We start from the raw sequence: 25,249 nt of genomic DNA, 5'->3' as shown, positions 1-25,249 counted from the left end.
CTTGCCCAGCACTGCCCCTCCACCCGCCCACGACCCCTGACCCCTGCACGCGCAGCGGCGCCGGCCCAGATCGACGCCAGACCGAGAGAGAGTCACCATGACCGAGAACCCCACCGTCCTGTTCGTCTGCGTGCACAACGCGGGCCGCTCCCAGATGGCCGCCGGCTTCGCGACGGCGCTCTCGAACGGCACCGTCGAGGTGCTGTCCGCCGGCAGCGCGCCGAAGGACCAGATCAACCCCGTCGCCATCGAGGCGATGGCCGAGATCGGCATCGACATCGCCGGCAACACCCCGAAGGTGCTGACGGTCGACGCCGTCCGCGAATCCGACGCCGTCATCACCATGGGCTGCGGCGACGCCTGCCCGATCTTCCCCGGCAAGCGCTACGAGGACTGGGAGCTCGAGGACCCGGCGGGCAAGGACATCGAGACCGTCCGCCGCGTCCGCGACGACATCCGCGGCCGCGTCGAGCGCCTGCTCGCCGAGCTCGTGCCGAGCGCGAGCTGACCATGGACCGGCTCGACGTCGGCGCACGCCGCGGACTGCCTGGCATCACCTATCCCGAGCGCTTCCTGCACACGCTCACCGATGACCTGAGGTCGGAGTTCGAAGGGATCTTCGCGGCCGAGACGATCGAGCGCTACGTCCTGGAGTCCTACGCGGCGCTGCTGCGCACATCGGCGGTGAAGGCGCACCTCGTCACACGCGTCACCCGGTTCGCGAAGGACCGACTGCATGCCCTTGCCGAGGCGAAGGGCGCGATCGCGCAGGATCGCCCCAGCGTGCTGTTCGTCTGCGTGCAGAACGCGGGGCGCTCGCAGATGGCCGCCGCCATCGCCGCCGAGCGCTCGGGCGGACGCCTCGTGGTGCGCTCCGCCGGATCGATGCCCGCCACCTCCTTGAACCCTGCCGTCGTGTCCGCGATGGGCGAGATCGGCCTCGACCTGACCGTGGAGTTCCCGAAGCCGCTGACCGACGACGTCGTGCGCGCCGCGGACGTCGTCGTGACGATGGGCTGCGGCGACGCATGCCCCATCTACCCCGGCAAGCACTACGAGGACTGGCAGCTCGATGATCCCGAGCACGCGACGCCGGACGATGTGCGACGCATCCGCGACGAGATCACCGACCACGTCGATCGCATGCTGCGTCAGCTCGGCGTGACCCCCGCCTGAGCTCGAGCGGAAGCCCCACGGCGCGCAGCGCGCGCCCGTCACCGCGATCGGCCCGCGGCGTCGTGCGGCGTGGCGCGGGTCGGGCACCCGTGACCCTCGGCTCGATCGTCGCGTCGGCTCGATCGTTGCCGGGCGGTGCGACGACGTCTATCGTGCCTTCCCATGACGGTTTCGGTGATCGACAGTGCGACAGCCATGCGACGCATCCTCGAGGCAGCGCCAGGCGCGCGCGAGGGGCTCGTCCGCGAGATGTGGTCCCCGCTCGCGGGGATGTACCGCTTCGTCCCGGGAGGCGCAGACCTGGCGGCGGTGCACCGGCAGGGCTTCGGCTTCGACTGGCAGGAGTCGGGCGCTCTGGTGGCCCAGGCCATCCAGCAGCTCGAGGACGCGCACGCATGGCGGCGCATCAGCGAGGCCCTGCACGATGGGCTCGCGCGCGTGGAGGCTGCGGGCTCCGCCGTGGAGGTGCCTGATCTGCGCGTGCTGCTCGTCCTGGGGGATCCGGCGAACGCGCACTTCATGGACGAGATCGAAGGCCTCTCGGCGTTCGGCGGCATCAGCGGCTTCATCACGCTCACGCTCTGGCCGACGAGCCAGGTGCTCGACCGTCTCGAGGCGATCGCCGTGCACGAGCTGCACCACAACCTCCGCTACTCGCCCGGTGGCATCGTGTGGGATCCCGCGACGGTCACCGTGGGCGAGCAGGTGATCGCCGAGGGCCTCGCCGACGAGTTCGCCGCCGAGCGATACGGCGAGCTCGGGTACACGCACTTCGTCAGTCAGCAGACCCGCGAGGACGACGACGTGCTCAAGAAGGTCGCGTCGGGGATGAGCATCACCGGCATGCAGGAGTTCACCGCGTGGATCCATGGAGACGCGAGCGCTCGACACGTCGGAGCGACGCCCGTCGGGCTGCCGACCGGCGCCGGGTACGCCGCGGGCAGCCGGATCGTGCGCGCATACCTCGATGCCGTGGGGACCACAGCGGCCGGGGCGCTCACCGCCACCGCAGACGAGATCATCGCCGTCGCGGCCCCGCGGCTGGGTCTCTGACGCGCCCGAGGAGGCCTCCAGCGCCGCCGTCCTCGGACCTCGCTCGCGTCACCGGGCGACGACGCGATCCATGAGGCGGTCGGGCATGACGCGGCCCAGCGGGAGCATGACGCCGGCGTCGACGCCGAGGGCGTACCGGATGCGCGGGCGCTTGGCGGTGGCGATCCTCGCGATCTTCGCCGCGGCCCGCTCCGCCGTGGTCGCCCGATGCAGGAAGGCGGACTGCAGCCGCACGGTCGAGGAGATCAGGTCGCCGTAGAGGCGGGAGTGCTCCGCATCCATGTCCCAGGCGAGCGCGAGGGAGAGCGGCCCGCTCTTGGCCGCCATCGGGGTCTGCACCCCGCCTGGCTGCACGATGACGACCTGGATGCCCTGCGACGCCACCTCCCGGCGAAGCGCATCGCTCGCGGCTTCGAACGCGGCCTTGGAGCCGGCGTACGCGCCGTAGATGGGGAGGGCGAGCTCCGCGCCGACGGAGCTGATGTTCACGATCCGGCCCCGGCTCTGCCGCAGCGCCGGCAGCAGCGCCTGGATCACGCGGATGTGGCCGAAGAGGTTGACCTCGAACTGCTCCCGCCACGTGTCGAGCGGCAGGACCTCGATCGGCGCGTTGATCTCGATGCCGGCGTTGTTGATCACCGCCCGGAGCGGCCGCCCCAGCGGATCATCGGCGATGCGGGATGCGAGCGCATCGACGTGCTCGCCGTCGGTGATGTCCAGCAGCACGGGCTCGATGCGCGGTGCGCGGATCGCCTCGGCGTCCGCATCCCGTCGGACGCCGGCGAGGATGTGGTGGCCGCGGGCGGCGAGCTCGCGGGCGACGGCAGCCCCGATCCCGGTCGAGGCGCCGGAGACGACGACGAGCTCCCCTGTCGGCGCGCTCATCGCAGCGCGTCCATGCCGAGCTGGTCGACGCTCCGCGGGAAGGCGGTGCCGGTGAGCCGCTCCGACTCCTCCCACAAGCGCCGCGCCACCTCGACCCTGCGAGCCTTGGCTGCGGGCTTCGCCAGCGCGGGCGACCCGCGCATGCCCAGCATCCGGCTCGGGCCGACGGAGCTGTCGCTGGGGATGTCAGCGGTCGCGGCAGTGAGGCTCGGCAGCGCGCCGGCGTCGGCGGACTGCGCGATCGCCCGGAGGACGGCTCGCTCGATCCGATGCCGCAGCCTCCGGCTCCCGGCATCCACCAGGTTCGTCGTCGCGATGCCCGGATGCGCGACGACGGATCTCACCGGCGAGCCGAGCGCGCTCAGCCGACGGTGCAGTTCGTGCGCCGTCAGGTGGTTCGCGAGCTTCGACTGGGCGTACGCGGCGGAAGGGCTGTACCTCCGGGTGCGCCAGTGCAGGTCGGTGAGGTCGATCGAGCCGATCAGGTGCGCGAGCGAGCCGACGGTCACGACGCGGTCGCGCACCTGCGGCAGGAGCAGGTTCGTGAGCGCGAAGTGGCCCAGGTGGTTCGTCCCGATGTGCGCTTCGAACCCGTCGACGGTGCGCTCCAGGGTGGGGATCGAGATGCCCGCGTTGGTGATGAGCGCATCGATCGGGTCGCCCCATCCCTCCGCGAACGACCGGACCGACGAGAGGTCCGCCAGGTCGAGACGACGCACGTGCGTGTCGCCGCCCATCGCGGCGGCGACCGCTCTGCCCTTCTGCTCATCGCGCACGGCGAGGATCACGCGTGCGCCGCGAGCAGCGAGGACGCTCGCGGTGACGCGCCCGATCCCGCTGGTGGCTCCGGTGATGACGAACGTGCGCCCCTCCGCGGAGGGGATCTCGGGTGCGGTGCGTGCAGTCATGCCCTCAATGTAGGCACCGCCTACACATGTTGTCAATGCCTACTCGCTGGCCTAGGATGGGGGCATGCAGGAGCAGGCAGCCCAGGCCCCGTATCACCACGGCGCCCTGCGCGCGGCGCTCCTCGAGGCTGCCGAGCGCAGCCTGCGCGAGCGAGGAGCAGCGCAGCTCTCCCTGCGCGACCTCGCGCGAGAGGTGGGCGTGAGCCACGCGGCCCCGCGGCGCCACTTCCCCGAGCGTCAGGATCTGCTCGACGCCCTGGCGGATGCGGGGTTCCGTCGTCTCGGCGAGCGCATCCGCCAGGCGATCGCGGAGGACGACCACGACTTCGCGACCCGGGTGCGGCGCGCGACATCGGCGTTCGCGGTCTTCGCCACCGAGCACCCTGCGCTCCTCGAGCTGATGAACGCGACGAAGCACCGGGCGCAGCAGGCCGCTGTCACGCAGTCGGCGGAGCGAGCCTTCGCTCCCCTCGTCGAGCTGATCCACGAGGGCCAGGACAAGCGCATCCTGCGACAGGCGCCTCACGAAGCGATCGGGCTCATCCTCTACGCGACGGTGAACGGCCTCGCCACCCTGGTCAACAACGGGCTCGTCGATGCCAGCAGGCTGGGCGAGCTCACGGACGACGCGGTGGACCAGTTCCTGCAGGGGAACGCCCCGTGAGGCCGTCGACCGCGCCGAGCGAGGCCCCCGCGCCCATGCCCGAGGGCGCCGGCCTCACGCTCGCCGCCGATGGCGTGGGTGCGGTCTCCGCAGCGCTCGGCGGGAACCCGCTCCATCAGGCGCGGCGTCGCCGCAGGACTCACACGTTGAAGCGGAACTCCACCACGTCGCCGTCGGCCATCACGTAGTCCTTGCCCTCGATGCGCACGCGGCCAGCGGCCTTCGCATCCGCCATCGAGCCGTGCGCGTCGAGATCCTCGAAGGAGACGACCTCTGCCTTGATGAAGCCGCGCTCGAAGTCGGTGTGGATGACGCCGGCAGCCTGCGGGGCCGTCCAGCCCTTGCGGATCGTCCAGGCCCGCGACTCCTTCGGCCCGGCGGTGAGATAGGTCTGCAGACCGAGCGTCTCGAAGCCGATGCGGGCGAGCTGGTCCAGCCCCGACTCCTCCTGGCCGAGCGACTGCAGCAGCTCGAGCGCCTCCGCGGGCTCGAGGTCGACGAGCTCCGACTCGACCTTCGCGTCGAGGAAGACGGCCTTCGCCGGCGCGACCAGCGCTGCCAGCTCGGCCTTCTTCGCCTCGTCCGACAGCACATCCTCGTCGACGTTGAAGACGAACAGCACCGGCTTCGCGGTGAGCAGCCCGAGCTCCTTGATGGGCGTCGTGTCGAAGCCCGCCTGCGAGAGCGTGCGACCAGAGCTGAGGATCTCGTTGGCCTCGACCGCCGCCGCGAGCACCGAGGCGTCGGCCTTCTTGCCCTTGACCTCCTTCTCGAGGCGCGGGATCGCCTTCTCGAGGGTCTGCATGTCGGCGAGCATCAGCTCGGTGTTGATCGTCTCCATGTCGGAGCTCGGGTCGACCGTGCCCTCGACGTGCACGACGTCGCTGTCGCCGAAGCCGCGCACGACCTGCGCGATCGCGTCGGCCTCGCGGATGTTGGCGAGGAACTTGTTGCCGAGGCCCTCGCCCTCGCTCGCGCCCTTGACGATGCCGGCGATGTCGACGAACGACACGGCGGCGGGCAAGATGCGCTGCGAGCCGTGGATCTCGGCGAGGCGCGTCAGGCGCGCATCCGGCAGCTCGACCACCCCGATGTTCGGCTCGATCGTCGCGAACGGGTAGTTCGCCGCGAGCACGGTGTTCTTGGTGAGTGCGTTGAAGAGGGTCGACTTGCCCACGTTGGGGAGCCCGACGATGCCGATGGTGAGTGCCACGACAGACCAGCCTAGCGACCGGGCGGTCAGGCCACGGCCAGCGGGCTGCTGGGCAGCGCGGGTAGGGTCGCGGCACGGCGCTGCAGCCGTCACCTCGATCTCGGGAGGCACCATGGCGGATGGCTCGACGGCGGAGGTCCCGGCTGTCCTCACCCCTGTCCCTCCGAGCCCGCGCGCGGCGAGCCCCGGGCGGATCGCGGTCGTCGCCGCGAGCCTGCGCCGCGCCGCCCGCTGGCGGCTGCTCGAGCCCGAGGTCCTGGGGCTCGAGCAGCTCGTGCGGCCCGGTGACGTCTGCATCGACGTCGGTGCCGCCTACGGCATGTACAGCTATCCCCTGGCGCACCTCGTCGGGCCCAGCGGTGCCGTGCACAGCTTCGAGCCGCAGCGCAAGGCGCACGCACTGCTGCGCGCGGGGAGCGCGCTCGCCGGCGCCAGGATCCGCCTCACGCGATCCGGCATCGGCCGCTCCGCCGGCGAGGCCGAGATCGTGCTGCCGATCCGCTTCGGGCTGCCGATCCACGGCCACGCGCACCTCGTCGACGGGCTCCTGGAGCGCTCCCAGCCGCGCCGCTGGCACTCGCGCACCAAGCGCATCCGCGTGCCCGTCACCACGATCGACGAGGTGTGCGCGGCGCGCGGCATCGAGCGTGTCCGCTTCATCAAGGTCGACGTCGAGGGCTTCGAGCCCGGTGTGGTGCACGGCGCGAGCCGGGTGATCCAGCGCGACCGGCCGAGCCTGCTGCTCGAGGTCGAGGATCGTCACCTGGAGCGCTACTCGACGACCGCCGCCGCCTTCACCTCGAGCCTGCGGGAGCTCGGCTACCGGATGCACGTGTGGCGCGACGATCGCTGGCAGCGCGTGGAGCGCGTCGAGCTGGGCACGCGCAACTACCTGTTCGCCACCGACGACGCGTGGGATCGCTCAGCGTGAGCCCGCCTCGCGCCGACGGTTCACCCAGGTGGTCGGCGTAGCGTCACCACCACACCGCCGCGAGCCGATCGGCGCGGGCGACGAGCGAAGGGCGATGCACCATGGGCGCTGACCAGACCGACCCCGACTACGACCGCCGACAGGGCGACCCCGTGAACCACGAGCAGGCCCCGGCGGACAGCGGCTCCGCCAGCTCGTTCGCCTCGCGGCACAACGAGTTCGCCCCTGGCGACGGGCACGACGCCGCAGCGCACGACCCGAAGACCGGCGAGCCCGTGCACGGCGACGGCACCCCGGTCGAGGCGCCTTCCACCAGCTGGGACAAGGGCGAGGCCAGCGGGCAGGATCCGGCCGCGCAGGAGGTCGAGGACCGCGACGCTCCGCATGAGCGCGAGCGTGCGGGCGACGCGCAGGCGCGCGAGGCGCACCCCGATCACGAGCCGCAGACGACCGAGCCGCACGAGGGTGCGGGCCGGCTCGACGAGGCGGAGCCCGGCGCGGCGCAGCCCGACGCGAGGGAAGAGCGCTGACGAGCAGCACCGAGAGCGCCGGCGGCACCGTCCGCCGGCGCTTCGTCGTGCACGGCAGCGTGCAGGGCGTGGGGTTCCGCATGGCCGCTACCACCGAGGCCCGGCGACTCGGTGTCGCCGGCACCGTGCGCAACCGCTTCGACGGCACGGTCGAGGCCGAGGTCGAGGGCGGTGCGGATGCGGTGGCCGCCATGGGCACGTGGCTCGAGGGCGGCCCGCCCTCGGCCCGCGTCGACCGCGTCGACGCCGACGAGCTCGAGCTGCGCGGCGACGAGGGGTTCCGCATCGCCTGACGGGTCGCGTCGGCCGCTCGCGGGCGACGACCGAACGGCCCCGGATGCCGGCCGCGGCACGACGGCGCGCACCCTCGTACCGTCCAGGTGCGCAGCGCCGCGTGTCGCAGCGCGCAGTCGCGCGCGACCGCAGCAGCCGGCGCTGCGCGAGGCGCGCAACCGCGATGCGCTCGCTTGCGCGCTCCGCGCATCCGATGCATGCTCGAAGGAGCCGCGCGATCCGCGGCGACCAGCACTCAACGAGGAGAGCACCATGAGCGCCATCCCTGAGTTCTCGCACGAGCGCGTCCTGACATCGCAGGGCGCCCGCAGCGGGCTCGTCATCACCGTCGCACTGCACTCGAGCGCCCTGGGCCCCGCGCTCGGCGGCTGCCGGATGTGGGCCTACCCGAGCTGGGCCGATGCGCAGGCCGACGCGCTGCGCCTGTCGGCCGCGATGACGCTCAAGAACGCCGCGGCCGGCCTGGATGCGGGCGGCGGCAAGTCGGTCATCGCACTGCCCATGGGCGAGCACGTCGACCCCGAGCGGCGCCGCGCGGCCCTGCTCGACCTCGGCGACCTCATCGAGATGCTCGACGGCCGCTACCGCACGGCCGAGGATGTCGGCACGACCGAGCACGACATGGTCGTCGTGCGCGAGCGCACCGAGCACGTCGTCGGCCTGCCCGCTGAGACGGGCGGCGCTGGCGAGCCCGCCGGCGCCACCGCGCTCGGCGTCTACTCGTCCGTCGCCCCGACGCTGGAGGCCGCGTTCGGCTCGGCGGAGATCGAGGAACGCTCCTTCGTGATCGCGGGGCTCGGTCAGGTGGGCGGGCGTCTCGCACGCATGCTCGCCGGGCACGGGGCTCGCCTCTTCGTCACCGACATCGACGAGCGCAAGCAGGCGCTGGCGCGCGAGATCGGTGCCGAGTGGATCGCGCCGACGCAGGCGCTCACCACCCCCGCCGACGTCTTCGTACCCGCGGGGCTCGGCGGCATCCTCACCGACGCGGCGATCGACGCGCTGCCCGTGCGGGCCGTCGTCGGCCCCGCGAACAACCCCCTCGCCGAGCGCTCTGGCGCCGAGCGGCTGCAGCAGCGCGGCATCGTCTACGCGCCCGACTTCGTCGTGAACGCCGGCGGCGTCATCCACCTCGAGGGCATCGCGAACGGGCTCGAGTGGCCCGCGATCGCCGAGCGCCTCACCGGCATCGCCGACACGCTGCGCGATGTCTTCGCGAGCGCGCGCGAGGGCGGCACGACGCCGCTCGCAGCCGCGGAGGCGATCGCCATCGCGCGCATCGCCGCGGCGCGGTCGCGCCAGGCGGTGGCCGCCTAGGAGGGCGCGGAGCCCGGGGCCATGACCTGCGGCCCCGCAGAGCTCGGCGCGGCGGCAGCCGGCCGCTGCGCCGAGGCCCCCTCGGCGACGGCCCGGAGGCGCGCGACGTAGGCGCTCCACCACCGCGCATCCTGCTGCGGCAGGTTCGAGACCCCGTCGCGCAGCCCGGCCGTGCCGTCGAGGGCCTCGCGCACGATGTCGGCGTGGCCGGCGTGGCGCGCGACCTCGGCGATCATGTGCACGAGCAGCCGCTGCAGCGTCGTGTCGCCGCGGTCGCCCCACCAGGGCACGTGCGCGGGCGCATCCAGCGGCAGCGCCGCGATGGAGGCGTCCGCGTGCGCCCATGCGCGATCCCAGAGCCCGAGCACCGACTCCGGCGACTCGTCGGCATCGGCCCACATGTCGGCGTTGTCCTCGGCCCTCTCGTCGTTCCACGCCAGCTGCTCGGGGAAGGGCCGGCCGACGCAGGCGCCGAAGTAGTCGGTCGTGACCGTCGCCACGTGCTTGACGAGGCCGAGCAGGTTGGTGCCGGTATCGGTCATCGGCATGCGCAGCTCGCGCTCCGAGAGCCCCTCGAGCTTCCATCGCAGCGCATCCCGCTGGGCCGTCAGGTATCGCTGCAGGGTCTCCTTGGCGTCGTCGCTCATGCGGGCATCCTGACAGACGGCGAGCGCGCTGGGCTCGACCGAAGGAGACCGCCGACGCCGGCTGGCAGACTCGACCCATGAGCGACGAGATGCTGCAGGGCACGTGGCACGTGGTCGCGTCGAGCCTCGGGATGTGGCAGCGCCGCAGCGAGCCGAGCATCACCTACGCGCCGCTGCCCGACGGCAGGATCAGCGACACCGTCCTCTCGAGGGGTCGTGGCGGCTGGAGCACGATCGTCGGCATCGACGAGCGGCAGCCCGACGGCTCGCTCGTCTGGCGGGGGCTGCAGCCGCTCACCCTGCTCGTGCGCAGCCGGTGGCGCGTGCTGCTGCACGACGAGCCGCTCGCCGCGATCCGCTTCGAGCGCACCCCGTTCACCGAGGCGGGCATCGACATCCTCGCCCGCGATGCCGGGGCCGCGCCGGAGGCGGTGGCCGAGATCGCGCGCCGCCTCGCCGCCGACCCCTCGGCGGCCTCCTTCGTGCCTCGTCTGCGCCCACCCAAGGGCCGCGGCGGCACGGTCGCTCCCGGCTGAGCCCACCGCACTGCGGGGCACCCGGCGGTCGGTCAGTCGACGCTCGAGCCGTCGCCCTCCATCAGCGCGATCACGTTGCCGCTCGGGTCGGTCGTCCAGGCGATGTCGGGGCCCATCCCGCGGGCGATGCCGCGCTCATCCTGCTCGAACCCGTCGTAGCGCTCGAACACGACACCGCGCCCGACGAGCTCGTCGACGGCGACCCGCAGATCGGGCACCACGAGGTTCAGGATGGTGAACACCGCGGGCGAGTGGTCCTCCTTCGGATAGGCCAGCACGACGGCGCCGCCAGGCAGCGTCAGGTGCAGCATCCCGTGCTCCTCCGCGACCTGCAGCTGGAGCACCTCGCCATAGAACGCCTTCGCCGCCGCCACGTCGGGCACGGCGAAGCCGCTGAAGCCATCGTCGTAGTGCATCCGGCACCTCCCGCGCACATCCTCCCCACAGCGCGCCCGGCGCGCAAGGCCCAGCTCGCTCGACCGGGGCAGAGCCAGCGCGCTCGGCGCACGCAGAGGTGCACCGCCTAGGGTCGGGCATGCGCGACCACGCGATCGCGCCGACGACGGGACGCACATGAGCGAGCAGCACGAGCAAACCCACGACGACCGCAGCGGCCAGACGGGACCCGACGGCGCCATGGGCGGCGACTACGGCGACCCGGGCGAAGCCGAGAGCCTCGCCGGCCAGCCGGTCGAGGAGACGGGCGCCGACGACAACGAGCCTGCGAGCGGCGAGGCGCCGCAGGAGCCGACCGACCGCTGATCCGCGGGCCGAGCGGTCGACGCGCTACCGCTGCGCGTCGACGCCCAGCTCGATGAGCTCGGTGATGAGGTCGCCGTAGGCGATGCCCGTCGCCTCCCAGACGACCGGGAACATCGAGATGGACGTGAAGCCGGGCATCGTGTTCACCTCGTTGAGGACGATGCCGCCCTCGGGCGTCACGAAGAAGTCGACGCGCGCGAGGCCCGAGCCGTCGATCGCCTCGAAGGCGCGGATGGCGGCCTCCTGCAGCGCCTGGATCGTCGCCTCGTCGAGGTCGGCGGGGCACTCGGTGCGCGCCGTCGCGAGCCCGCGGTACTTCGCGTCGAAGTCGTAGAACGTGCCCTCGTCCAGCACGATCTCCCCCGGCAGCGATGCTCGGGCGCGGCCGCCGCCCCGGCCACCGAGCACGCCCACCTCGACCTCGCGGCCCGCGACGCCCGACTCGACGAGCGCGCGCGTGTCCTCCGCGAGCGCGAGCTCCATGGCGCCGTCGAGCTCGGCCGCCGAGGCGACGCGGCTGACGCCCACCGACGAGCCGGCGCGCGCGGGCTTCACGAACACCGGGAACGACAGCTCGCCGAGCCTCGCCCGCACGGCCTCGGGGTCGTGCGACCACTGCTGGCGGGAGACCGTGACCCACGGCGCGACCGCGATGCCGGCGTGCTCGATGACGGTCTTCGCGAAGTGCTTGTCCATCGCCACCGCGCTCGCCAGCACCCCGTTGCCCACGTAGGGCACGTCGATCAGCTCGAGCAGGCCCTGCACCGTGCCGTCCTCGCCGAAGCGGCCGTGCAGGATCGGGAGCACGACGTCGACGTCGCCGAGCTGGCGCACCGCGCCCGAGGCATCCGTCACCGACAGCGCGCGCGAGGCGCTCGAGGCCGGCAGCTGCACCGCATCGCCCTCCACGACCTCCGGCACGCGCTCCAGCGCGAGCGGGGCGGGGTCGTCGGCCTGCAGGACGAAGCGGCCGTCGCGGGTGATGCCGATCGGCACCACCTCGAAGCGATCGCGGTCGATGTGCTCGAGCACGCTGCCGGCGGTCGCGCACGAGATCGTGTGCTCGCTCGAGCGGCCGCCGAAGAGCAGCGCGACGCGCGTCCTGCCGGGTGATGCGGATGGGGAGAGCTGTGCCACGTCATTCCTCGATCGGCTCGTCGTCGGTCGTCAGGTGGGGAGCGATGTCCCGCGGATCCATCTGCCCGTCGAGCACGAGCTTCACCTGCTCGAGGATCGGCATCCGCACCCCCTTGGCAGCCGCCAGCTGCGCCACCGGGTCGACGGAGGCGAGCCCCTCGGCGACCTGCTCCATGCGCGCGACCACGTCGGTGCGCGAGTAGCCCATGCCGAGCAGCCTGCCGGCCGTGAAGTTGCGCGAGAGCGGCGAGGCGCAGGTGGCGATGAGGTCGCCGAGGCCGGCGAGGCCGCGCAGCGTCTCGCGCTCCGCACCGTGCGCGACCGCGAAGTCGGTGACCTCGGCGAGGCCGCGGGTGATGATGGACGCCTTCGTGTTCTCGCCGTAGCCGACGCCGTCGACGATGCCGATCGCGAGCGCGACGAGGTTCTTCAGCACTCCCCCGAACTCGGTGCCGATCACGTCGGTGTTGATGAAGCTGTGGAAGTAGTCGTTGCGCGCGCGCTTGGCCACCGCGCGAGCCGTCTCGGCGCTCGCCGACGAGACGACGGCGGCGGTCGGATGCTCCTGCGCGATCTCGAGCGCGAGGTTCGGCCCCGAGACGACCGCGATGCGCTCGGCTCCGAGGCCGAGCTCCTCAGCGATCACCTCGCTCATGCGCATGCGCGAGCCCGCCTCGACGCCCTTCATAAGGCTCACGATGGGGGCGCCGGGCTCGATCGCGTCGCCGTGCTCGCGCAGCAGCTGCCGCAGCTGCTGGCTGGGCACGGCGAGGTACACCTGGGATGCGCCGGCCAGCGCCGCGCGCACGTCGCTCGTGGCGTGGAGGGTAGCGGGCAGCGTGATGCCCGGGAGGTAGCGGGTGTTGCGGCGGGCCTCGTCGATCTCGCGGGCCGCCTCGGGCCGGCGGGCCCAGAGCACGGTCTCGGAGCCGCCGTCGGCGAGCGCCTTCGCGAACGTCGTGCCCCAGCTGCCGGCGCCCAGGACGACGGCGTCAGCCATCGGCGCGCTCGCCCTCAGCGGCACCCGGCGCGTCCCGTCCGTGATCGAAGCGGCCGGTCTCGGCCTGGCCGTGCTTGCTCGGATCGTGGCGCTCGGCGGGCGGCGCCTCGCCGCGCAGCTCGCCGAGCAGCGCGGCGATCGCGGCCATCACCCGGTCGGTCGCGGCGTTCATCGCCTGCTGGTCGGTGCGGCCCTGGAACTCCGTCAGGTCGACCGGCGGTCCGAAGAGGATGTGGATGTCCTTCCGCGGGAACGGGTGGATGCGCTTGCCGTAGCGCGGCATCAGGTGCTGCGTGCCCCAGTGCGCCGCCGGGATCAGCGGCACGCGCGCTTCGAGCGCCATGCGCACGGCACCGGTCTTGCCGCGCATCGGCCACAGCTCGGGATCGCGGGTCAGCGAGCCCTCGGGGTAGATGATGACGCCGAGCTCGTCGCGCACGACCGTGCGCGCGGCCTCCATCGGCTGGCCGTGCGCGCTGGGGCGGCCGCTGCGCTCGACCGGGATCTGCCCGGCGGCGCGCAGGATCCGGCCGACCACGGGGATGCCGAACAGGCTCGCCTTCGCCATGAAGCGCGGGATCCGGCCCGACTTGTAGATCGCGACCGCCATCACGAGCGGGTCGATCTCGCTGTAGTGGTTCGGCGAGATGATGAACGCCCCGCGCGCCGGCACGTGCTCGTTGCCGCGAATGTGCAGCTTCGCCATCGCGGCGATCGCCGGCAGCACCGCAGCCGCGAGGCCGCGGTACACCGGCGTGCGCTCGTGCTTCGGCGGCTTGCCGGGCAGGCTCATCAGCCCTCCACGTCGAAGTCTGCGCCCAGCGTCTCCAGCTTCTCAATGAAGCGCTCGTAGCCGCGGGCGATGATGCCGACGTTCGAGATGCGGCTCGTGCCCTCGGCGGTGAGCGCTGCCACGAGGTGGCTGAAGCCGCCGCGCAGGTCGGGCACCGTGACGTCGGCGCCGTGCAGCTCCACGGGCCCGGCGATGACCGCCGAGTGCTCGTAGTTGCGCTGGCCGAAGCGGCAGGCGTGGCTGCCGAGGCAGTCGGTGTGGATCTGGATGCGGGCACCCATCTCGACCAGCGCCTCCGTGAAGCCGAATCGCTGCTCGTAGACCGTCTCGTGCACGATCGAGATGCCGTTCGCCTTCGCGAGCGCGACCACCAGCGGCTGCTGCCAGTCCGTCATGAAGCCGGGGTGCACATCCGTCTCGACCACGACGGGCTTCAGGTCGCCGCCCGGGTGCCAGAAGCGGATGCCGTCGTCCTCGATCTGGAAGGCGCCGCCCGCCTTGCGGTAGACGTTGAGGAAGGTCGTCATCTCGGGCTGGCGGGCGCCCTCGAGGAAGATGTCGCCGCCGGTCGCGAGCGCCGCGCACGCCCAGGAGGCCGTCTCGTTGCGGTCGAAGAGCGCCGTGTGGCTGTAGCCGACGAGCCGCTCGACGCCCTCGATGCGGATGGTGCGGTCGGTGTCGACCTGGATCTCCGCGCCCATCTTCTGCAGGATCGCGATGAGATCCATGATCTCGGGCTCGACCGCCGCGTTCGTGAGCTCGGTGCGGCCGCGCGCGCGCACCGCGCCGAGCAGCACCTGCTCGGTCGCGCCCACCGAGGGGTAGGGCAGGTCGATCTTGGCTCCGTGCAGGCCGTTCGGCGCCGTCATGCGGATGCCGCTGGGCAGCTTCTCGACGACCGCGCCGAAGTTGCGCAGCACCTCGAGGTGGAAGTCGATCGGGCGGTCGCCGATGTGGCAGCCGCCGAGGTCGGGGATGAAGGCCTCGCCGAGCTGGTGCAGCAGCGGCCCGCAGAACAGGATGGGGATGCGGCTGGAGCCGGCGTGCGCGTTGATCGAGGTCTCGTGCGCGGTGCGCACCTTCGCCGGGTCGAGGCGCAGGGTGTCGCCGTCGCGCTCGACGGTGACGCCGTGGAGCTCGAGCAGGCCCTGCACGACGCGCACGTCGCTGATCTGCGGCACGCTGCGCAGCTCCGAGGGGCCCTCGCCGAGGAGCGAGGCGACCATGGCCTTCGTGACCAGGTTCTTCGCGCCCTTCATCTGGATCCGGCCCTGCAGCGGCTTGCCGCCGCGCACGGTGATGCGGTCGACGTTCATGCCGACGGCTGCACCGGCGCTCTTGCTGAACTCGGTCAGGTTCACTGGGTTCCTTCCCTGACGGGCTGCGTCGTGGGCATCCACGTCGGTCGGTTCGCCTCGAAGGCCGTGATGGCGGCTTCGTCGCGAAGGGTCAGGGCGATGTCGTCGAGCCCTTCGAGCAGGCGCCAGCGAGTGTAGTCGTCGATCTGGAAGGGATGCGTCACGCCGTTCGCCGTGGCGGTGCGCGCCTCGAGGTCGACGGTGATCCCGGCGCCCGGCGTCTCGCGAGCGATCGCCCAGAGGGCCTCCATCGCCTCCTCGGAGATCTGGCCGACGAGCAGGCCCTGCTTGCCGGCGTTGCCCCGGAAGATCTCGCCGAAGCGCGGGCCGAGCACGGCGCTGAAGCCGAAGTCGCGCAGCGCCCAGACGGCGTGCTCGCGGCTCGAGCCGGTGCCGAAGTCGTGGCCGACGACGAGGATGCCGCCGTGCTTGTAGGGCTCCTGGTTCAGGACGAAGTCCGGATCCTGCCGCCACGAGTGGAACAGCGCGTCGTCGTAGCCGGTCTTCGTGACCCGCTTCAGGAACACCGCGGGGATGATCTGGTCGGTGTCCACGTTCGACCGCTCCAGCGGCACGATGGGGCCCGTCAGGGTGCTGATCTTCTCCATGCTCAGACCTCCTCGGCCGTCGGCTCGTGCAGATCCCAGGGGCTCGAGAGGGTGCCGCGGATCGCGGTCGCCGCCGCGACGAGCGGCGAGACCAGGTGCGTGCGCCCGCCCTTGCCCTGGCGACCCTCGAAGTTGCGGTTCGAGGTCGAGGCGCAGCGCTCGCCGGGGGCCAGCTGATCGGGGTTCATGCCCAGGCACATCGAGCAGCCCGCGAAGCGCCACTCGGCCCCGAAGTCGGTGAACACCTTGTCGAGGCCGAGCGCCTCTGCCTCGAGCCGCACCCGAGCCGAGCCGGGCACGACCATGACCTTCACGCCATCCGCCTTCTTCTTGCCGCGGATGATCTCGGCGGCGGCCGTGAGGTCCTCGACGCGGGAGTTGGTGCAGGAGCCGATGAAGACGGTGTCGACCGGGATGTCCTTGAGCTTCGTGCCGGGCTCGAGGTCCATGTACTCGAGGGCGCGCTCTGCCGCGGCGCGGTCGGTGGGGTCGGTGAACGACTCGGGCGAGGGCACCTCACCGGAGAGCGAGACGCCCTGGCCGGGGTTCGTGCCCCAGGTGACGAAGGGCTCGAGCTCGTTCGCGTCGAGGAAGATCTCGGCGTCGAAGACCGCGTCGTCGTCGGTCGGCAGCGTGCGCCAGTAGTCGAGCGCGGCCTCCCAATCGGCGCCCTTCGGCGCGTGCGGCTTGTCCTTGACGTAGGCGAAGGTGGTCTCGTCCGGCGCGACCATCCCGGCCCGCGCACCCGCCTCGATCGACATGTTGCAGATCGTCATGCGGCCCTCGACCGAGAGCGAGCGGATGGCGCTGCCGCGGTACTCGAAGACGTAGCCCGCGCCGCCGCCGGTGCCGATCTGGGCGATCACGGCGAGGATGATGTCCTTCGCGGTGACGCCGGGTCGCAGCTCGCCCTCGACGTTCACGGCCATCGTCTTGAAGGGCTTGAGCGGCAGCGTCTGCGTCGCCATGACGTGCTCGACCTCGCTCGTGCCGATCCCGAAGGCCATCGCGCCGAACGCGCCGTGCGTGGAGGTGTGCGAGTCGCCGCAGACCACCGTGACGCCGGGCAGCGTGAGGCCCAGCTGCGGGCCGACGAGGTGCACGATGCCCTGCTCCTTGTCGCCGAGCGAGTGGATGCGGACGCCGAACTCGGCGGCGTTGTGGCGCAGCGTCTCGATCTGCTTGCGGCTCGTCGGATCCTGGATCGGCTTGTCGATCGCGAGGGTCGGCGTGTTGTGATCCTCGGTGGCGACCGTCAGGTCGGTGCGACGCATGGGGCGGCCCGCCTGCCGCAGGCCGTCGAAGGCCTGGGGGCTCGTGACCTCGTGCACGAGGTGGAGGTCGATGTAGATGAGGTCGGGCGCGCCGTCCTCGCCCTTGACGACGACGTGGTCGTCCCACACCTTCTCGGCCAGCGTCTTGCCCATATCGTTCTCCCCCAACACGGCCGGGCAACCGTCGTGCCCGTCTGCCAAGTCTACGCGGGGGCCCGTGCTGACCCCCTGCAGGCGAACGCCGCCGCGGCTGCGCGTGTTCCCGCGGCTCGGCCGCGACGCCCTGGTGGTGCGGTCGGCGACGCGGCACGATGGGGGCATGAACGCTGACGCCTCCCCCGCCGCTGCCGCGCAGCCCGCGGGCACCCGCACGCCCGTCACCGTCGCCGTCACCGGCGGGGCCGGGCAGATCGGCTACCAGCTGCTGTTCCGCATCGCGGCGGGCGACATGCTCGGGCCGGAGCAGCCCGTTCGTCTGCGGATCCTCGAGGTCGAGCAGGCCCTGCCCGCCCTCGAGGGCGTCGTCATGGAGCTGCACGACGCGGCCTTCCCGCTGCTCGCCTCGGTCGACACGACGGCGGATGCGTCGGTCGCCTTCGAGGGGGCGGATCACGCGCTGCTCGTGGGCGCGCGGCCGCGCGCGAAGGGCATGGAGCGCGCAGACCTGCTCGCCGCCAACGGGGCGATCTTCGCCGCGCAGGGACGCGCGATCCAGGAGGGCGCGAGCGACCGCATCCGCATCACCGTGACGGGCAACCCGGCCAACACGAACGCGCTCATCGCGGCAGCAGCCGCGCCAGACATCCCGCGCGAGCGGTTCTCGGCGCTCACCCGGCTCGACCACAATCGCGCGATCGCGCAGCTCGCCGCGAAGACGGGCGCCGCGGTCGCCGACGTGCGTCGGATGATCGTGTGGGGCAACCACTCGGCGACGCAGGTGCCCGACGTGACGCACGCGCTCGTTGCCGGGCAGCCTGCGGTCGACCTGGTCGAGCGCGAGTGGGTGACGGGCGAGTTCGTGCCGACGGTGGCGAACCGGGGCGCGGCGATCATCGAGGCGCGCGGGGCGTCGTCTGCGGCCTCTGCCGCCTCGGCGACGGTCGACCACGTGCGCTCCTGGGCGCTCGGCACGGCCTCCGACGACTGGACGTCGATGTCGGTGCTCTCGCGCGGCGAGTACGGGGTGCCGGAGGGGCTCGTGTCGTCGTTCCCCGTCACCGCGGCTGGCGGCGAGTGGTCGATCGTCGAGGGGCTCGCGATGGATGCGGACGTGCGCGCGCAGCTCGACCGCTCGGTCGCCGAGCTGGCCGAGGAGCGCGACGCCGTGCGGGCGCTCGGCCTGCTCGGCTGAGCCGCCGCGCTGCCTCGCCCCGACGCCCCCGCGCCGCGCGATCACCAGCGGAGGCGTTGCTGCGCGGACCACCACCTGCGGAGGCGATCCGCGCCTCGACGCGGCCGTCTCGCCTCCTCTGGTGAGCGCCGTGCGCCCGTCGCTGCCGGCCCCGGAGGCCCACCGGCCGCCACGTGGATCCACAGGCGGGCACGCGGCGCCTGCGCGATCCCCCGCGCCCGCGCATCCTGTGCTGATGCGCGACCTCTGCACCGACGTGCACGCCGCCGGCGGCGCCACGACCCGCGGGGCGCTGCGCCGGCTCGGCCATCCGTACGGCGCCATCCGCGCGGCGGTGCAGCGCGGAGACCTGCTGGCCATCGGCAAGCGCTGGGTGCTGCTGCCTGCTGCCGACCCCTCGATCGGAGCGGCGCTCGCGCTCGGCGGCGTCCTGGGCGGCGCGACGGCACTGCGCTCCTTCGGCGTGTGGGTGACCCATCCCGCTCCGCTGCAGATCGCCACGCGCCCGCACGCCGGGCTCGGGCCCGCCGTGGGCGGTCAGCGCATCTGGGGCACCTTCGCGCTCGACGACCGCCCGTGGAGGGTCTCGCTGCTGGACGCGCTGACCCAGCACTGCAGCCGGGTGCCCAGGGAGGATGCGATCGCCTCGATCGACAGCGCGCTGCACCAGGGCCTCATCGGCCCATGCGAGCTCGAGACCCTGTTCCAGGCGCTGCCGGGCCGCTGCCGCTCGTGGCGGCGTGCCGTCGATGGGAGCGCGGAGTCCGGGCTCGAGTCGCTGCTGCGGGTGCCCTGCCGCGACCGCGGATGGCGGGTCGAGACGCAGGTCCCGGCGCCCGGCGGCGGGCGCAGCGACCTGCTGCTGGACGGCTGGCTCTTCGTCGAGGCCGACGGCTCGCGGTGGCACGACAACCCCGAACAGGCGGCGAAGGATCGGCGTCGCAACGCCGCGATCACCGCTGCGGGTGACCGGTGGCTGCGATTCGGGTACGCCGATGTCGTGCACGAGCGACCACGCGCGCTCGCGCTGATCGCGCTCGTGCTCTCGCAGGGCCGGCCGCGCGGGGCCCCGGGGCCCGGTCGGTTCGGTGCCTGAGCGAGCTGTCGAGCGCCACGACGCCGGGCCGGGCCGGTGTGGCGCAGGCACGAGACGAGGCGGCCGCCGTGCGGAAGCACTGGCATCACCTCCGCTGCTGCACGACCGCGGGACATCGCCTCCCCTGCTGAAGCAGCCAGGGGGTGGAGGGCGGGAGGGTGCGGCGGGCGGGGGCGGGTGCTTGTCGGCGGGAGGTCACCGCCGTATGCTCGGAGCAATAATCGAAGCGTGCGTTCAGATAACGAACGTGCAGCGTGACGAAGACGTCCGTCGTCTCACACAGGAGTGAGGAAGCCCGTGCAGTTCCACCACCACGGTTACGTGTCCACCGACCCGCGCGTGCAGCCTGCGGCCGGGATCGGCCTCGATCGGCCCGCCGAGCTGCCGGACGAGGTCGACGTGCTCATCGTCGGCTCCGGGCCTGCCGGCATGATCGCCGCCGCGCAGCTCGCGCAGTTCCCCGACGTCAACGTGCGCATCGTCGAGCGCCGCCCCGGCAGGCTCGCGATCGGCCAGGCCGACGGCATCCAGGCGCGCAGCGTCGAGACCTTCCAGGCGTTCGGCTTCGCCGAGAGCATCACGGCCGAGGCCTACCGCATCACCAAGATGTCGTTCTGGGGCCCGGATCCCGACGACCGCTCCCGCATCATCCGCACCTCGAACCCCGAGGACGACCCGGCCGGCATCAGCGAGTTCCCGCACCTGATCGTCAACCAGGCGCGCGTGCTCGACTACTTCGCGCAGGCGGCGCTCAACGCTCCCGGCCGCGTGCGGCCCGACTACGGGTACGAGTTCGCGGGGCTGCGCGTCACCGGCGAGGGCGAGCACCCCGTCGAGGTGACCCTCAAGCACAGCGCCGGCGAGCAGCTCGGCCAGGAGCGCACGATCCGCGCGAAGTACGTCGTCGGCGCCGACGGGGCGCGCAGCGGCGTGCGCACGGCGATCGGCTGCACCCTCGCCGGCCAGTCCGCGAACCACGCCTGGGGCGTCATGGACGTGCTGGCGAACACCGACTTCCCCGACATCCGCACCAAGTGCGCGATCCAGTCGGCCTCCGGCGGCAACATCCTGCTGATCCCGCGGGAGGGCGGCTACCTCTTCCGCATGTACGTGGACCTGGGCGAGGTCGCCGAGGGAGACGGCCGCAAGGTGCGCGACACCCCGATGGAGGCCGTCATCGCGAAGGCGAACGCGATCATCGCGCCCTACACGCTCGACGTGAAGGACATCGCCTGGAGCTCGATCTACGAGGTCGGCCACCGCATCACCGACCGCTTCGACGACGTCACGCCCGAGGAGCGCGGCACTCGCACGCCGCGCGTGTTCATCGCCGGGGACGCCTGCCACACCCACTCGGCGAAGGCCGGCCAGGGCATGAACGTCTCGATGCAGGACGGCTGGAACATCGGCTGGAAGCTCGGCCACGTGCTCGACGGTCGCGCCGACGCCGCGCTGCTCGACACCTACTCGCTCGAGCGCCAGGTGGTGGCGCAGCACCTGATCGACTTCGACAAGGAGTGGTCGACGCTGATGGCGAAGCCGGCGAGCGAGCTCGGCAGCCCGCAGGAGGTCGCCGAGTTCTACACGCGCACGATGGAGTTCCCGGCCGGGTTCATGACGGAGTACGAGCCGTCGATGATCGTCTCGGGCGAGCCGCACCAGCAGCTCGCCACCGGGTTCCCGATCGGCAAGCGGTTCAAGTCGGCGCGCGCCGTGAAGGTCGCCGACACGAACCCGGTGCACATCGGCCACTTCCACACCGCCGACGGCCGCTGGCGCATCTACGCCTTCGCGGACGCCGCCCGGCCGGGCGAGGCATCCGCGATCGCCGACTGGGCCGAGTGGGTGCAGCACGACCCTTCGTCGCCCATCGCGGTGCACACGCCCACCGGTGCCGACACGAGCGCCCTGTTCGACATCCGCGCGATCTACCAGCAGCCGCACGACGAGATCGACCTGGGCGACGTGCCGGACGCGTTCAAGCCGGTCGTCGGGCCCTTCGAGCTCGTCAACCTCGAGAACGTCTACGCGACCCTGCCCGAGGAGGACATCTTCGACGTCCGCGGCATCTCGCGCGACGGCGCGGTGGTCGTCGTGCGGCCGGATCACTACGTCGCGCACATCCTGCCGCTGACGGCGACGGCAGAGCTCGCGGCGTTCTTCCGCGGCGCGCTCCTGCCTGCCGCGCGCTGACGCCTCGCCGCCCGTCGGCCCGCGAGGTCGACGGGCGGGCCCGGTCGACGTCCTGCCGCCAGAGATGCGAAAGAGCCCCGGTCCGTGGACCGGGGCTCTGCGCTGGTGACCCCAGCGGGATTCGAACCCGCGTTACCGCCGTGAGAGGGCGACGTACTAGGCCGCTATACGATGGGGCCGTGCTGCGCATCCTGCGATTGCAACCTGGATAGTTTGCCACACGATCCGCTCCTGCGCCAAATCGGCGTGGCGCCCGCGCTCGGCCGGCGCAGCGGCACCGCTGCCGGCGGGGCAGACCCCTCTGTGCCGCAGCTCGTTCAGCGGATGCGGTGCACCTGCAAGGCCCCCGGCATGACGCTGCAGCGCACGGGCAGCCGACCGACGATCTCGCCGTCGGCGCAGACCATCACCGTCTCGTCGCTCGCGATCTCGGCGACCTCGCACTCGACGGTGTGCACGCGCGGATCGGTGGTGTGGCGGCCTCGCAGCACCTTGGCGAGCAGCAGCAGGAAGCGCGGGTAGGAGAGCTCGTCGGCGAAGACCGCGGTCAGCCGGCCGTCGCGCAGGTCGGCGCTCGGCGCGATCGGGATGCCACCGCCGAAGGTGCGGTTGTTCGAGATCGCAGCGACGAGGGTGCGCCAGGTGCGCTCGGCTCCGCCGTCGAGGCGCACGCGGAAGCCGCGATGGCGCGGCCGCAGCACGGTCGCGAGGATCGCCGCCTGGTAGCGCAGCCTGCTCGGGACGCGCGTGAACCGGAAGGAGCGCACGTTGACGTCGGCGTCGAAGCCGACCGAGACGATCCCCGCCGCGAGCGCCACGCCGTCCGGGTGCTCGATGCGCACGAGGTCGACCCGGTCGGGCTCCGAGGCCAGCAGCGCCTCGAGCGCGTGGATCACGTGCTCGGTGGTGCCGAGCGCGAGGGCCGCCGCGAAGTCGTTGCCGCTGCCGGCCGGCACGATGACGAGCCGCTTGGAGGTGCCGCCGACGACGTTGACCCCGAGGTGCACCATGCCGTCCCCGCCGACGACCACCAGCGCATCCGCACCGATCATCGCGAAGCGCGTCTGCTCGAGCTGGCCGGCGTAGTCGACCGCCGCGATGTGCTGCACGCGGTGCCCGAGGTCGGCGATGCGCGCCGCGACCAGCGCGCCCACCGGCTCGGAGCGCCCGGAGCGCGCGGTGGGATTGGAGGCGACGACGACGTGCACGGTGCGAGCCTACGACCGCGACGGCACGGATCCTCGTGGCCGTGCAGCCCCGCCGCTGCCCGCCGGATGCCGTGCCCGACTCGCGACGCCACCGCGCCAGCGCCTATCGTGGAGGGCATGCGAGTGACCAAGCGTGAGCATGCCTGCATGATCCTCGGCGACGAAGGGCAGCAGCTCGTCATCGACCCGGGCAACCAGACCGGCCCCGTCGCAGCCCCCGGGCTCGTCGCCGTCGTGATCACCCACGAGCACCCCGACCACTGGGATGCGGAGCACCTCTCGGCGCTGCGCGCCGCGCACCCGAGCGTGCCGATCTACGGCCCTGCGGGCGTCGCCGCAGCGGCGGAGGGCTTCGACGTCACCGTCGTCGAGGCGGGCGAGCGCGTGACGGCCGGCCCCTTCCGCCTGCGCTTCCTCGGCGGCCAGCACGCCGAGATCCACCGCACGGTCCCGAACGTCGACAACCTCGGCGTGCTCGTCAACGAGCGCTTCTACTACCCGGGCGACTCCTACACGACGCCCGACGTGCCGGTCGAGCTGCTCGCGACGCCCGCGGGCGCGCCCTGGCTGAAGATCGGCGACGTGATCGACTTCGTGCTCGAGGTCAAGCCGCGCGCGACCTTCGCGGTGCACGACGCGCCGCTGTCGGAGATGGGCCTGGGCATGGCGCACGCGCGCATCGAGGCCGCCGTGGCCGAAGGCGGAGGCACGCACCACCAGCTCGCGCCCGGGGCCTCGATCGACATCTGAGCTCTTCGCTATCTGAACGGGCTGTTCTATGCTCGTGCAGGAGAGCGCGCGGCTCCGCCGGAGCGCGAGCGCGGAGAGTGAGCGACGATGCCCGAGGGAACGCGCGCGCAGCCGCAGACGAGCGGCTCGCAGACGCTCTCTCGCGGCCTGACGGCGCTCTCCCTGCTCGCCGACCACGGCACGCAGAGCATCCAGTCGCTCGCCGACCTGCTCGGCGTGCACCGCTCGGTCGCCTACCGGCTCGTGCGCACGCTCGAGGAGCACCGCCTGGTGGTGCGCGACGCCGCCGGGATGCTCATGCTCGGCCCGCAGCTGGTCGTGCTCGCCCGCGACGTCGAGCACGACCTGCAGTCGGCCTCCCTCCCCCAGCTGCAGCAGCTGGCCGACGAGCTCGGCATGACCGCGTTCCTCGCGGTGCGCGACGGCGACGACGCCGTGACCCTCGCGACCGCCGTGCCCCGGGGCGTCAACGCATCCGTCGCCCAGCACCCCGGCCATCGCCACCCGCTGGCGCTCGGCGCACCCGGCATCGCCCTGCAGGCGCTGCTCACCGATGCGGCGTGGCGCGACCTCGGCCACGCCGAGCCCATGCACCCCGAGGTCGAGCGGGTGCGCACCCGCGGCTACGCCGTCAGCGCCAACGAGGTGATCCAGGGCATCACCGCCGTCGGCGCACCCGTCAGGGCCAGGGGCACGACGGATGCGGCGGTCGCCGTCGTCACGGTCGGCGAGCCCGACACGGCGCAGCTCGGCGCCGCCGTGCAGCGCACCGCGCGCGCCATCGAAGCCGAGCTGCGCTAGTCGGTGGACGTCGTCTCGTTCGTCGTCGCGCTCGGCGCGCTGCTGATCGGCGCCGCCGGCCAGCGCATGATCGGCATGGGCTGGGGGCTGATCGTCACGCCCGCCGTCGCGCTCGTCGCCGGGCCGCTCGCGGCGGTGCTGGTCGTGAACCTCTACGGCGCGCTCGCGTGCCTGATCATCCTGCCGAGGCTCTGGGCCGACATCGACTGGCGGCGCCTCGCGTGGCTCACCGTGCCGGCCGTGGCCCTCATGGTGCCCGGGATGCTGCTCGCCAAGGGCCTCGAGACCGACCTGCTCCGCATCGCCGTCGGCGTCATCGCGATCGTCGGCGTCGTCGTCGCGGTCGCCTGCACCGCCGGCGAGCGCTCGCTCGACGGGCCCGTGCTGCGCATCGGCGCCGGCGCGACGATCGGTGCGCTGAACGCGAGCGTCGGCATGGGCGCTCCCGCTGTCGGCGTCTACACGCTGCTCTCGGGCTGGCAGGATCGCACCTTCGTCGCGACGATGCAGCCCTTCTGGGTGATCGTGAGCGGCGTCACCGTCGCGGTGCGCCCCTTCGTCGCTCCCGAGGGCAGCCCTGACTGGCCGCTGTGGGCGTGGCTCGTGCTGTGCGTGCCGGTGGTCGCGGGCGTCGTCGTCGGCGACCGCTTCGCCCACCACGTGAACGCCGCCGTCGTGCGGTGGACGATCATCGCGCTCTCGGTGCTCGGGGGCGCGGCGCTCATCGTCACCGGCACGCTGGCGCTGCTCGGCTGAGCCTGCTC

28 protein-coding genes and 1 tRNA gene are annotated in these 25,249 nt (G+C 72.6%); 16 read left to right on the top strand and 13 right to left on the bottom strand.

Annotated features, from left to right (window positions below; translation table 11 throughout):
* Nucleotides 1-97 precede the first annotated feature (97 nt).
* The 3 genes from AA0Z99_RS02290 to AA0Z99_RS02280 all read left to right on the top strand — a co-directional run bounded on the left by AA0Z99_RS02290 (nt 98) and on the right by AA0Z99_RS02280 (nt 2,229).
* Nucleotides 98-508 carry an arsenate reductase ArsC gene (locus AA0Z99_RS02290; RefSeq protein WP_413319072.1) on the top strand — a complete coding sequence of 137 codons (411 nt, stop codon included), beginning with the start codon at nt 98-100 and terminating at the stop codon, nt 506-508.
* Between the two features lie 2 nt (nt 509-510).
* Nucleotides 511-1,176, top strand: a complete 666-nt coding sequence (locus AA0Z99_RS02285; protein WP_413319070.1) for an arsenate reductase ArsC — start codon at nt 511-513, stop codon at nt 1,174-1,176.
* 195 nt (nt 1,177-1,371) lie between these two features.
* Nucleotides 1,372-2,229: a DUF2268 domain-containing protein gene (locus tag AA0Z99_RS02280; RefSeq protein ID WP_413319068.1), complete on the top strand. Its 858-nt coding sequence runs from the start codon at nt 1,372-1,374 to the stop codon at nt 2,227-2,229.
* Nucleotides 2,230-2,277: 48 nt separating this feature from the next.
* Here AA0Z99_RS02280 and AA0Z99_RS02275 read toward each other — a convergent pair whose 3' ends face one another.
* Both AA0Z99_RS02275 and AA0Z99_RS02270 read right to left on the bottom strand, forming a co-directional pair.
* Nucleotides 2,278-3,114 carry an SDR family NAD(P)-dependent oxidoreductase gene (locus tag AA0Z99_RS02275; protein ID WP_413319066.1) on the bottom strand — a complete coding sequence of 279 codons (837 nt, stop codon included), beginning with the start codon at nt 3,112-3,114 and terminating at the stop codon, nt 2,278-2,280.
* Nucleotides 3,111-4,022: an SDR family NAD(P)-dependent oxidoreductase gene (locus AA0Z99_RS02270; RefSeq protein ID WP_413319064.1), complete on the bottom strand. Its 912-nt coding sequence runs from the start codon at nt 4,020-4,022 to the stop codon at nt 3,111-3,113. The genes AA0Z99_RS02275 and AA0Z99_RS02270 overlap by 4 nt, the downstream gene beginning before the upstream one ends.
* Nucleotides 4,023-4,086: 64 nt before the next feature.
* Here AA0Z99_RS02270 and AA0Z99_RS02265 point away from each other — a divergent pair, with 64 nt between their 5' ends.
* Nucleotides 4,087-4,686: a TetR/AcrR family transcriptional regulator gene (locus AA0Z99_RS02265; protein WP_413319062.1), complete on the top strand. Its 600-nt coding sequence runs from the start codon at nt 4,087-4,089 to the stop codon at nt 4,684-4,686.
* 139 nt (nt 4,687-4,825) lie between these two features.
* On the opposite strand, the gene ychF is transcribed toward AA0Z99_RS02265, so the two are convergent.
* Nucleotides 4,826-5,899 (bottom strand): redox-regulated ATPase YchF, encoded by a 1,074-nt coding sequence (gene ychF / locus AA0Z99_RS02260; protein ID WP_413319061.1) that lies wholly within the window; start codon nt 5,897-5,899, stop codon nt 4,826-4,828.
* Between the two features lie 112 nt (nt 5,900-6,011).
* On the opposite strand from ychF, the gene AA0Z99_RS02255 reads away from it, so the two are divergent.
* From AA0Z99_RS02255 to AA0Z99_RS02240, 4 genes are all read left to right on the top strand, one after another.
* The gene (locus AA0Z99_RS02255; protein ID WP_413319059.1) at nt 6,012-6,830 is read left to right on the top strand and encodes an FkbM family methyltransferase; all 819 of its coding nucleotides are present in this window, start codon (nt 6,012-6,014) and stop codon (nt 6,828-6,830) included.
* 101 nt (nt 6,831-6,931) lie between these two features.
* Nucleotides 6,932-7,360 (top strand): hypothetical protein, encoded by a 429-nt coding sequence (locus tag AA0Z99_RS02250; RefSeq protein WP_413319058.1) that lies wholly within the window; start codon nt 6,932-6,934, stop codon nt 7,358-7,360.
* Nucleotides 7,361-7,407: 47 nt separating this feature from the next.
* Nucleotides 7,408-7,653, top strand: coding sequence for an acylphosphatase (locus tag AA0Z99_RS02245; RefSeq protein ID WP_413319056.1), 246 nt, complete (start codon nt 7,408-7,410; stop codon nt 7,651-7,653).
* 253 nt (nt 7,654-7,906) lie between these two features.
* Entirely contained in the window at nt 7,907-8,971 is a 1,065-nt protein-coding gene (locus tag AA0Z99_RS02240) for a Glu/Leu/Phe/Val dehydrogenase dimerization domain-containing protein (RefSeq protein WP_413319054.1), read from the top strand.
* Here the strand turns inward: AA0Z99_RS02240 and AA0Z99_RS02235 are convergent.
* Nucleotides 8,968-9,618: a DinB family protein gene (locus tag AA0Z99_RS02235; protein ID WP_413319052.1), complete on the bottom strand. Its 651-nt coding sequence runs from the start codon at nt 9,616-9,618 to the stop codon at nt 8,968-8,970. The two genes, AA0Z99_RS02240 and AA0Z99_RS02235, sit on opposite strands and share 4 nt — an antisense overlap.
* Before the next feature lie 77 nt (nt 9,619-9,695).
* Here AA0Z99_RS02235 and AA0Z99_RS02230 point away from each other — a divergent pair, with 77 nt between their 5' ends.
* Nucleotides 9,696-10,154 (top strand): hypothetical protein, encoded by a 459-nt coding sequence (locus AA0Z99_RS02230; protein ID WP_413319051.1) that lies wholly within the window; start codon nt 9,696-9,698, stop codon nt 10,152-10,154.
* A 32-nt stretch (nt 10,155-10,186) separates the two neighbouring features.
* Here the strand turns inward: AA0Z99_RS02230 and AA0Z99_RS02225 are convergent, their stop codons facing one another.
* Nucleotides 10,187-10,570: a VOC family protein gene (locus AA0Z99_RS02225; RefSeq protein WP_413319049.1), complete on the bottom strand. Its 384-nt coding sequence runs from the start codon at nt 10,568-10,570 to the stop codon at nt 10,187-10,189.
* A 157-nt stretch (nt 10,571-10,727) separates the two neighbouring features.
* Here AA0Z99_RS02225 and AA0Z99_RS02220 point away from each other — a divergent pair, with 157 nt between their 5' ends.
* Nucleotides 10,728-10,916 (top strand): hypothetical protein, encoded by a 189-nt coding sequence (locus AA0Z99_RS02220; RefSeq protein WP_413319048.1) that lies wholly within the window; start codon nt 10,728-10,730, stop codon nt 10,914-10,916.
* Between the two features lie 24 nt (nt 10,917-10,940).
* On the opposite strand, the gene AA0Z99_RS02215 is transcribed toward AA0Z99_RS02220, so the two are convergent.
* The 6 genes from AA0Z99_RS02215 to leuC are packed head-to-tail and all read right to left on the bottom strand — an operon-like array spanning nt 10,941 to nt 17,239.
* Entirely contained in the window at nt 10,941-12,053 is a 1,113-nt protein-coding gene (locus AA0Z99_RS02215; RefSeq protein WP_413319047.1) for a D-alanine--D-alanine ligase family protein, read from the bottom strand.
* A 1-nt stretch (nt 12,054) separates the two neighbouring features.
* On the bottom strand, nt 12,055-13,053 hold the full coding sequence (locus AA0Z99_RS02210) for an NAD(P)H-dependent glycerol-3-phosphate dehydrogenase (protein ID WP_413319045.1): 999 nt from the start codon (nt 13,051-13,053) through the stop codon (nt 12,055-12,057).
* Nucleotides 13,046-13,846 carry a lysophospholipid acyltransferase family protein gene (locus AA0Z99_RS02205; protein WP_413319043.1) on the bottom strand — a complete coding sequence of 267 codons (801 nt, stop codon included), beginning with the start codon at nt 13,844-13,846 and terminating at the stop codon, nt 13,046-13,048. Before AA0Z99_RS02205 ends, AA0Z99_RS02210 begins: the two co-directional genes overlap by 8 nt.
* The gene (gene murA, locus AA0Z99_RS02200) at nt 13,846-15,162 is read right to left on the bottom strand and encodes a UDP-N-acetylglucosamine 1-carboxyvinyltransferase (protein WP_413320732.1); all 1,317 of its coding nucleotides are present in this window, start codon (nt 15,160-15,162) and stop codon (nt 13,846-13,848) included. Before murA ends, AA0Z99_RS02205 begins: the two co-directional genes overlap by 1 nt.
* 41 nt (nt 15,163-15,203) lie before the next feature.
* On the bottom strand, nt 15,204-15,812 hold the full coding sequence (leuD, locus tag AA0Z99_RS02195; protein ID WP_413319041.1) for a 3-isopropylmalate dehydratase small subunit: 609 nt from the start codon (nt 15,810-15,812) through the stop codon (nt 15,204-15,206).
* A gap of 2 nt (nt 15,813-15,814) precedes the next feature.
* Nucleotides 15,815-17,239 carry a 3-isopropylmalate dehydratase large subunit gene (leuC, locus tag AA0Z99_RS02190; protein ID WP_413319039.1) on the bottom strand — a complete coding sequence of 475 codons (1,425 nt, stop codon included), beginning with the start codon at nt 17,237-17,239 and terminating at the stop codon, nt 15,815-15,817.
* A 166-nt stretch (nt 17,240-17,405) separates the two neighbouring features.
* Here leuC and AA0Z99_RS02185 point away from each other — a divergent pair, with 166 nt between their 5' ends.
* From AA0Z99_RS02185 to AA0Z99_RS02175, 3 genes are all read left to right on the top strand, one after another.
* On the top strand, nt 17,406-18,437 hold the full coding sequence (locus tag AA0Z99_RS02185; protein WP_413319037.1) for a malate dehydrogenase: 1,032 nt from the start codon (nt 17,406-17,408) through the stop codon (nt 18,435-18,437).
* A 235-nt stretch (nt 18,438-18,672) separates the two neighbouring features.
* Nucleotides 18,673-19,533: an endonuclease domain-containing protein gene (locus AA0Z99_RS02180; protein WP_413319035.1), complete on the top strand. Its 861-nt coding sequence runs from the start codon at nt 18,673-18,675 to the stop codon at nt 19,531-19,533.
* Between the two features lie 297 nt (nt 19,534-19,830).
* Entirely contained in the window at nt 19,831-21,726 is a 1,896-nt protein-coding gene (locus tag AA0Z99_RS02175; protein WP_413319033.1) for an FAD-binding monooxygenase, read from the top strand.
* A gap of 103 nt (nt 21,727-21,829) precedes the next feature.
* Here the strand turns inward: AA0Z99_RS02175 and AA0Z99_RS02170 are convergent.
* Nucleotides 21,830-21,905 (bottom strand) — tRNA-Glu (locus AA0Z99_RS02170).
* Between the two features lie 138 nt (nt 21,906-22,043).
* A complete protein-coding gene (locus AA0Z99_RS02165; RefSeq protein ID WP_413319031.1) occupies nt 22,044-22,934 on the bottom strand; it encodes a diacylglycerol/lipid kinase family protein in 891 nt (296 codons plus the stop codon).
* Between the two features lie 117 nt (nt 22,935-23,051).
* Here AA0Z99_RS02165 and AA0Z99_RS02160 point away from each other — a divergent pair, with 117 nt between their 5' ends.
* The 3 genes from AA0Z99_RS02160 (at nt 23,052) to AA0Z99_RS02150 (ending at nt 25,241) form a co-directional block, all read left to right on the top strand.
* Nucleotides 23,052-23,684: an MBL fold metallo-hydrolase gene (locus AA0Z99_RS02160; RefSeq protein WP_413319029.1), complete on the top strand. Its 633-nt coding sequence runs from the start codon at nt 23,052-23,054 to the stop codon at nt 23,682-23,684.
* A gap of 87 nt (nt 23,685-23,771) precedes the next feature.
* Nucleotides 23,772-24,485, top strand: coding sequence for an IclR family transcriptional regulator (locus AA0Z99_RS02155; RefSeq protein WP_413319027.1), 714 nt, complete (start codon nt 23,772-23,774; stop codon nt 24,483-24,485).
* A 3-nt stretch (nt 24,486-24,488) separates the two neighbouring features.
* Nucleotides 24,489-25,241: a TSUP family transporter gene (locus AA0Z99_RS02150; protein ID WP_413319025.1), complete on the top strand. Its 753-nt coding sequence runs from the start codon at nt 24,489-24,491 to the stop codon at nt 25,239-25,241.
* Nucleotides 25,242-25,249: the final 8 nt, after the last annotated feature.

The sequence above is a fragment of the Agrococcus phoenicis genome, from assembly GCF_047302415.1.
Classification (GTDB): domain Bacteria; phylum Actinomycetota; class Actinomycetes; order Actinomycetales; family Microbacteriaceae; genus Agrococcus.
The sequence above is the reverse complement of the archived record's forward strand: the minus strand, read 5'-3'. Positions and strand labels throughout refer to the sequence as shown.

Coding starts and splice junctions, on each gene's coding strand:
- AA0Z99_RS02290 (WP_413319072.1), top strand. CDS start 98: ATGACCGAGAACCCCACCGTCCTGTTCGTCTGCGTGCACAACGCGGGC.
- AA0Z99_RS02285 (WP_413319070.1), top strand. CDS start 511: ATGGACCGGCTCGACGTCGGCGCACGCCGCGGACTGCCTGGCATCACC.
- AA0Z99_RS02280 (WP_413319068.1), top strand. CDS start 1,372: ATGCGACGCATCCTCGAGGCAGCGCCAGGCGCGCGCGAGGGGCTCGTC.
- AA0Z99_RS02275 (WP_413319066.1), bottom strand. CDS start 3,114: ATGAGCGCGCCGACAGGGGAGCTCGTCGTCGTCTCCGGCGCCTCGACC.
- AA0Z99_RS02270 (WP_413319064.1), bottom strand. CDS start 4,022: ATGACTGCACGCACCGCACCCGAGATCCCCTCCGCGGAGGGGCGCACG.
- AA0Z99_RS02265 (WP_413319062.1), top strand. CDS start 4,087: ATGCAGGAGCAGGCAGCCCAGGCCCCGTATCACCACGGCGCCCTGCGC.
- AA0Z99_RS02255 (WP_413319059.1), top strand. CDS start 6,012: ATGGCGGATGGCTCGACGGCGGAGGTCCCGGCTGTCCTCACCCCTGTC.
- AA0Z99_RS02250 (WP_413319058.1), top strand. CDS start 6,932: ATGGGCGCTGACCAGACCGACCCCGACTACGACCGCCGACAGGGCGAC.
- AA0Z99_RS02240 (WP_413319054.1), top strand. CDS start 7,907: ATGAGCGCCATCCCTGAGTTCTCGCACGAGCGCGTCCTGACATCGCAG.
- AA0Z99_RS02235 (WP_413319052.1), bottom strand. CDS start 9,618: ATGAGCGACGACGCCAAGGAGACCCTGCAGCGATACCTGACGGCCCAG.
- AA0Z99_RS02230 (WP_413319051.1), top strand. CDS start 9,696: ATGAGCGACGAGATGCTGCAGGGCACGTGGCACGTGGTCGCGTCGAGC.
- AA0Z99_RS02225 (WP_413319049.1), bottom strand. CDS start 10,570: ATGCACTACGACGATGGCTTCAGCGGCTTCGCCGTGCCCGACGTGGCG.
- AA0Z99_RS02220 (WP_413319048.1), top strand. CDS start 10,728: ATGAGCGAGCAGCACGAGCAAACCCACGACGACCGCAGCGGCCAGACG.
- AA0Z99_RS02210 (WP_413319045.1), bottom strand. CDS start 13,053: ATGGCTGACGCCGTCGTCCTGGGCGCCGGCAGCTGGGGCACGACGTTC.
- AA0Z99_RS02205 (WP_413319043.1), bottom strand. CDS start 13,846: ATGAGCCTGCCCGGCAAGCCGCCGAAGCACGAGCGCACGCCGGTGTAC.
- murA (WP_413320732.1), bottom strand. CDS start 15,162: ATGAACGTCGACCGCATCACCGTGCGCGGCGGCAAGCCGCTGCAGGGC.
- leuD (WP_413319041.1), bottom strand. CDS start 15,812: ATGGAGAAGATCAGCACCCTGACGGGCCCCATCGTGCCGCTGGAGCGG.
- leuC (WP_413319039.1), bottom strand. CDS start 17,239: ATGGGCAAGACGCTGGCCGAGAAGGTGTGGGACGACCACGTCGTCGTC.
- AA0Z99_RS02185 (WP_413319037.1), top strand. CDS start 17,406: ATGAACGCTGACGCCTCCCCCGCCGCTGCCGCGCAGCCCGCGGGCACC.
- AA0Z99_RS02180 (WP_413319035.1), top strand. CDS start 18,673: ATGCGCGACCTCTGCACCGACGTGCACGCCGCCGGCGGCGCCACGACC.
- AA0Z99_RS02160 (WP_413319029.1), top strand. CDS start 23,052: ATGCGAGTGACCAAGCGTGAGCATGCCTGCATGATCCTCGGCGACGAA.
- AA0Z99_RS02155 (WP_413319027.1), top strand. CDS start 23,772: ATGCCCGAGGGAACGCGCGCGCAGCCGCAGACGAGCGGCTCGCAGACG.